The organism is Alcanivorax sp., from assembly GCF_014762765.1.
GTDB lineage: Bacteria > Pseudomonadota > Gammaproteobacteria > Pseudomonadales > Alcanivoracaceae > Alcanivorax.
This window is the reverse complement of sequence record NZ_JABURH010000207.1, coordinates 1-5,644: the sequence shown is the minus strand read 5'-3', so window position 1 is coordinate 5,644 and position 5,644 is coordinate 1. Positions and strand designations below refer to the sequence as shown.

The 5,644-nt window shown below is 61.3% G+C and carries 5 protein-coding genes; 1 reads left to right on the top strand and 4 read right to left on the bottom strand.

The genetic code is table 11. The features are described from left to right. Positions 1–48: 48 nt before the first annotated feature. From HUJ17_RS16120 to HUJ17_RS16105, 4 genes are all read right to left on the bottom strand, one after another. The gene (locus HUJ17_RS16120) at positions 49–912 is read right to left on the bottom strand and encodes a PA4780 family RIO1-like protein kinase (protein WP_063508706.1); all 864 of its coding nucleotides are present in this window, start codon (positions 910–912) and stop codon (positions 49–51) included. 138 nt (positions 913–1,050) lie between these two features. Continuing rightward, on the bottom strand, positions 1,051–2,667 hold the full coding sequence (locus HUJ17_RS16115; protein ID WP_290511648.1) for a GMC family oxidoreductase: 1,617 nt from the start codon (positions 2,665–2,667) through the stop codon (positions 1,051–1,053). Positions 2,668–2,713: 46 nt separating this feature from the next. Next, positions 2,714–3,247 carry a twin-arginine translocation signal domain-containing protein gene (locus tag HUJ17_RS16110; RefSeq protein WP_290499079.1) on the bottom strand — a complete coding sequence of 178 codons (534 nt, stop codon included), beginning with the start codon at positions 3,245–3,247 and terminating at the stop codon, positions 2,714–2,716. 131 nt (positions 3,248–3,378) lie between these two features. Further along, complete coding sequence (locus HUJ17_RS16105) at positions 3,379–4,821, bottom strand: coniferyl aldehyde dehydrogenase (protein ID WP_290511667.1); 1,443 nt, start codon at positions 4,819–4,821, stop codon at positions 3,379–3,381. Positions 4,822–4,970: 149 nt separating this feature from the next. On the opposite strand from HUJ17_RS16105, the gene HUJ17_RS16100 reads away from it, so the two are divergent. Beyond that, a partial coding sequence (locus tag HUJ17_RS16100; protein WP_290511647.1) for a TetR/AcrR family transcriptional regulator occupies positions 4,971–5,644 on the top strand: 674 nt, incomplete at its 3' end.

Here is a 5,644-nt window from a genome sequence, read left to right as displayed (position 1 = left end):
TGTCTTCAATTTTAAAATGCGTGGAAAGCGGATTGTGGACAGGGCCGTTCAATAACCACTGTCTTCCGCGTCGCCGCTGAGTCGTTCCCGGCGTTCCTGTTCTTCCTCGAACGCCGCCTTGATCTCTGCCAGCACGTCTTCTACATCGGCGATGTGGCCGTCGTCTTCCACATGCCCGGTGAGTTCGCTGTCCGGGGTCAGTTCGCCGCTTTCATACAGGGCCCAGATTTCCTGACCATAACGGCTGCCGCGGAGTGACGGGGCGTACTGGCCGTAATAGCGGGTCATGTTGTCCACGTCCCGATAGAGCATGGCTTCGGCGCTGTTATTGGCGGCGGCGTCCACGGCCTGGGGCAGGTCGATGATCACCGGGCCGTAGTCGTCCACCAGCACGTTGAACTCGGACAGGTCGCCGTGGATGATGCCGGCGCACAGCATGCGCACCACGTACTGCATCATCAGCGCATGATCTTCTTCTGCCTGTTCGGCGGACATCACCACTTCACTGAGGCGCGGGGCCACGTCACCGTCATCGTCGGTGACCAGCTCCATCAGCAGTACCCCTTCGAGCATGTCGTAGGGCTTGGGCACGCGCACGCCGGCCTCCGCCAGCCGGCGCAGGGCATCCACCTCGGCGCTCTGCCAGATTTTTTCCTGCTGTTCCCGGCCGAACTTGGAGCCTTTCTCCATGGCCCGGCTGCGGCGGCTGTTACGGACCTTGCGGCCTTCCCGGTACTGGGCGGCTTTCTTGAAGTTCCGCTTGGCGGCTTCCTTGTAGACCTTCGCGCAGCGTATCTCGTCGCCACAGCGGACCACGAAGATATCGGCTTCCTTGCCACTCATAAGACGGCTGATGACTTCGTCGATGAGACCGTCATCTACCAGGGGTTGTAATCGTTGCGGGGTTTTCATGCCGCACTTATACCCTATTTGGCGTCCGGCTTCCCCTGCTACCTGAGGTTTTCGGGGTGAAAGTGAGGGCGGCTACGATGTTGAAGGGAGGGGCCCTGCCCCGTTGGGGGCCAACGGAGCAAGGTCGGTGCAGGCAGGTCAGGCTTTCAGCTTGTCCGCCAGGGCGGTGGCGTTGCGGGCGCTCATGCCATAGATGGTGAGCTGCGGATTGACGCCCAGACTGGTGGGGAACACGGACCCGTCGATGATGTAGAGGCCGTTCAGGTATTTGTAGCTGCCATCGCTGTTCACCACACACTGGGACTCATCCTGGCCCATGGCACAGCCGCCCATCACATGGGCGCTGCCCAGGCCGGTGATCACCGGATCATAGGCCAACTTGTTGATGGCCTCTTTGGCCTCTTTCCAGCTTTTGTAATAGCCCGCATGGCTATGGCTGGGCCGGATCTCTTTGGCCCCTGCCGCGAAGTGCATTTCCGCCATGGTCAGGTGGGAGCGCTTGGCGCCTTCCAGCAGATAGGAGTCAACCGGATAGTCGATGACCGGCTCGCCATTATCGCGCAGTTCCACATTGCCGCCCGGGTTGTCGGCGTGGAAACCGTCTCGCAACAGGGCGATGGAGGAGGCCAGGTTCGGCAGCCGCTCGATTTCGTTGCGGGCATCGCCACCGTAACCGCCCATCAGGGCACCGGTGAGGCCCGGGTGCATGGGCATCATTTCCAGCTTGTACCCTGCCGGGCCGTCCACCCCGTGCTTGAACACGAACTCGTCGGAATACAGGGACTGGGGTGCGCCGTAGTACGGTGCCACTTCCTGGTCATAAATGCCGAAAGTGAAAGTGGTCGGGTGCAGGAAGGTGCGCTTGCCCACCCGGCCCTGGGGGTCCGGTGCGTCGGAACGCATCAGCAGGGCCGGGGTCTGGATACCGCCGCCGGACGCAATCACGGTTTTCGCCTTGACGGTAACGGTGGCGCCGGTGGGCACCTTGTCGTTGTTGAGCGGACGCACTTCCACCCCGGTGACGGTATCGCCATCGATAAGCAGGCGGTGGGCCTGGGCGCTGTGGATCAGGGTGGCGCCATTATTCATGGCGGCAGGCAGGGTGGTCACCAGCATGGATTGCTTGGCGTTGGTGGGACAGCCCATACCGCAATAGCCGATGTTCCAGCAGCCTTCCACGTTGCGCGGGATCACCGCCCATTCCCAGCCCAACGCGTCGCAGCCTTTTTTCAGCACGTCGTTGTTGGCGTTGGGGGGCATGATCCACTGGCTGATCTTGAGCCGTTCCTCCATCTTCCGGAACCAGGGGTCCAGATCATTGCGCAGCAGGTCTTCCACCCCGAAGGTGTCCTGCCAGTACTGCAGGGTTTCGTTGGGGGTGCGGAAGGAGCTGGTCCAGTTGACCACGGTGGTGCCGCCCACAGTGCGGCCCTGCAGAATGGTCATGCCGGCATCCTTGGTAGCGCGCATGGCGCCTTCCTGATACAGGTCCCGGTAGGCCTCGCCTTCGTTCAGGGTGAAGTCGTCAGAACTCATCAGCTTGCCGGCTTCGATGAGAATCACCTTGAGGCCGCGCTGGGTGAGAATTTCCGCGCTGACGCCGCCGCCGGCACCGGTGCCGATGATTACCACATCCGCTTCCAGGGTGCGGTCAGAGGAAACGGTACGCCCGTCGATCACATCCCAGCCGTTCTTGATGCCGGTTTTCCACGGGTCGTTAATGCCCTTGATGGGCAGGGAAGACAGATCCTGCATGGCGTTGTCCTTTTATTTCGGGCTGGTGCAGAAAAAGCGTTGCTGTTCAGGCGACGATTTTTTGTGGGGGGCCCGGGTAGCCGGTGCTGCGCGCGGCCTCGGGTTTCACATACCAGGCCATGAACATGGGCTGGGTCAGCCCCTTGAAGGCCATGCGCGACAGGCCGCGATCACTGGAGGACCAGTGGGCCAGGGTCTGTTGCAGCTCGTCCTCGCTCTGCTCGGCAAAGCTGGCCCAGGTGCCGGTGATAAACCAGCGGGCGGCGCCCAGCTGCATCAGATCGAGAATCTGGAACAGGGTGGCCCGGGTGCCGGGCATGGCCCCGTCCAGCAGATCGTCGTAAGCCTTCATGCCGTCTTCGGCACTGGCGCCCACATCCGTGAGGGCCTTGCCCAGCACGGCGCCGACCAGCGGGGTGAGCAGGTCCACATCCTGTTGGCGAAAATGGCGATACCCTGCCGCCGGGCCGTCATTGCTGGAACAGCCGGTGAGCAAGGTGAGGCTGGAGCCGGTGGCCAGCAAGGCACTACCGGCGGCGCCCAGCTTGAGAAAGCTGCGGCGATTGAGTCCCTGATCCATAGCACACTCTTATTTTTTTGTTGGTGGTTATCTGTAGGAGCGTCGCTGGCGGCGCGATTCCACACGTCGGGTTATCGCGCCGCCAGCGACGCTCCTACAGCAAGGTAACGGTAACCCTGTAACCGTCGTTGTTATTTCAAAAAGTACTTGTCGATCATCTTGTGCATGCCACGGCCATAGGGGGGCAGGATGAACTTGGTGGCGTTGAACTTGCCCTTCTTGTAGATGCCCTTGGCCTGGGAGAAGGTCAGGAAACCTTCCGGACCGTGGTAGGCGCCCATGCCGGAATCGCCCACACCGCCGAACGGAATATCGTCCACGCCCACATGGGAAATGGTGTCGTTCAGGCAGACGCCGCCGGAGTGGGTGTTCTTCAGCACCCGGTCACAGTTGCCCTGGTTCCAGTCGAAGTAGTACAGAGCCAGCGGACGGGGGCGCTCGTTCACGTAGTCGATGGCGTCATCCAGGTTCTTGTAGGGCACCACGATCATCAGCGGGCCGAAGATTTCGTCCTGGGCGATCTGCATGTCGTCAGTCACGTTCAGCACCAGGGTATGGGGGATCTTCTGGCTGCCGGTGAAGTCTTCATTGGCCGGGTTGATCTCGATGATCTCCGCGCCTTTCTCGCTGGCATCCTTCAGGTAACTCTGCAGACGGCTGTGCTGACGCGGGTTGACGATGGCAGTGAAGTCCGGGTTGTTGACCATGGTGGGATAGGACTGGGCCACCTGGGCTTTCCAGGCGTCCACAAATTCCTGCACCCGGTTTTCCGGGCAGAGGATGTAGTCCGGGGCCACACAGGTCTGGCCGGAGTTCAGGCACTTGCCGAAGGCGATCCGCTCGGCGGCGTCCTTCATGGGGAAGTCCTGGCCGATGATGCAGGGGCTCTTGCCGCCCAGCTCCAGGGTCACCGGTGTCAGGTTGGCGGCGGCGGCGCGCATGATGTGGCGGCCCACGGTGGTGGAGCCGGTGAACAGCAGGTGGTCAAACGGCAGGCTGGAAAACGCCTGGGCCACATCCACTTCGCCATTGATCACGGCCACCTGTTCTTCCGGGAAGGTGTCGGCGATCAGTTTTTCCAGCAGCGCACCGGTGCGCGGCGTGGCTTCGCTCATCTTGATCATCACCCGGTTGCCGGCGGCCAGGGCAGTAATCAGCGGCACCACCGCCAGCTGGATCGGGTAGTTCCAGGGCACCATGATGCCCACCACGCCCAGCGGCTGGTATTCCACCCAGGTCTTGCCCGGCCAGCTCAGTGCGCTGACGCTACGCTTCTGGGGTTTCATCCACTTGCGCAGCTTCTTGGTCGTGTACTTGAGCCCTTCCAGGGTGATCAACATTTCCGCCAGCTTGGTTTCATCGGCGGCGCGGGTGGTGAAATCGTTGTTGAGGGCCTCGATCCAGGCATCCAGATTATCCAGCAGCAGCGGCTTGATGCGGCTGATCAGCTCGATGCGCTGCTCCGCGCTGGGGTAAGGGTGCTGGCGGTAGGCCGCTTTCTGGGCAGCAAAGATCTGCTGCATGCGTTCGACGTCAGCGTTGTTGCTGTGGAGATCTTTCACTTCGGCGACCATGGTCACTTGCCTCCCGAGGCTTTTCATTATGTATGATGGCAAGACCGCCAGCCCTGGCTGGCGATCAAAAATTAACCTTGAGTCTGATTTTTAGAGTAATTACTCTAGGAGTCAACCGGCAGTAATGAAATCACTACATTTGGCCCACAATGACCAGCACCAAGGAACGGATCCTCAATACCAGTCTGGCTCTCTTCAATCGGGAAGGTGAGCGCAATGTGACCACCAATCACATCGCCGAGGCCCTGGGCATCAGCCCGGGGAATCTCTACTACCACTTCCGAAACAAGGGCACCATCGTGGCCGCCCTGTTCGAGCGCTACAGCCAGAACTTGCTGGCCCTGCTGGAAGCCCCCCAGGGGCCGCTGACCTGGACCATCAAGACCCATTATTTCGAAGGGCTGCTGGCCTCCATGTGGCAATACCGGTTCTTCCACCGGGACCTGACCCACTTTCTGCATGCGGACCCGGCCCTGGCGGCGCGCTACCAGGCCTTTGTGGAAGTGGTGCTGGAACGGGGGTTGGTGATTTACGGGGAACTGCGCAGCAGCGGCATCATCGCCGTGGATGACGAGCAGCTACAGGGGCTGATGGTGAACACCTGGGTGCTGATGTCCTCCTGGGCGGCACTGGTTCACGGCCTGCGCCCGGATGCGGCCGCCGATGAAGCCCTGGACGAATCCCTGATGCGCCACGGCATCTACCAGATCATCTGCCTGGAAGAACCCTTCCTGCGCGGCGAAGCCCGCGAACACCTGGAAGAAATGAAGGCCCGCTACCGGGCGGTGGATACCACCTCGGCGTTGCTGCTCGGCCATGTGCC

Bases quoted from the DNA above. Each gene is read 5' to 3' on its own strand.
- HUJ17_RS16120 (WP_063508706.1), bottom strand. From the start codon at position 912: ATGAAAACCCCGCAACGATTACAACCCCTGGTAGATGACGGTCTCATC.
- HUJ17_RS16115 (WP_290511648.1), bottom strand. From the start codon at position 2,667: ATGCAGGATCTGTCTTCCCTGCCCATCAAGGGCATTAACGACCCGTGG.
- HUJ17_RS16110 (WP_290499079.1), bottom strand. From the start codon at position 3,247: ATGGATCAGGGACTCAATCGCCGCAGCTTTCTCAAGCTGGGCGCCGCC.
- HUJ17_RS16105 (WP_290511667.1), bottom strand. From the start codon at position 4,821: ATGGTCGCCGAAGTGAAAGATCTCCACAGCAACAACGCTGACGTCGAA.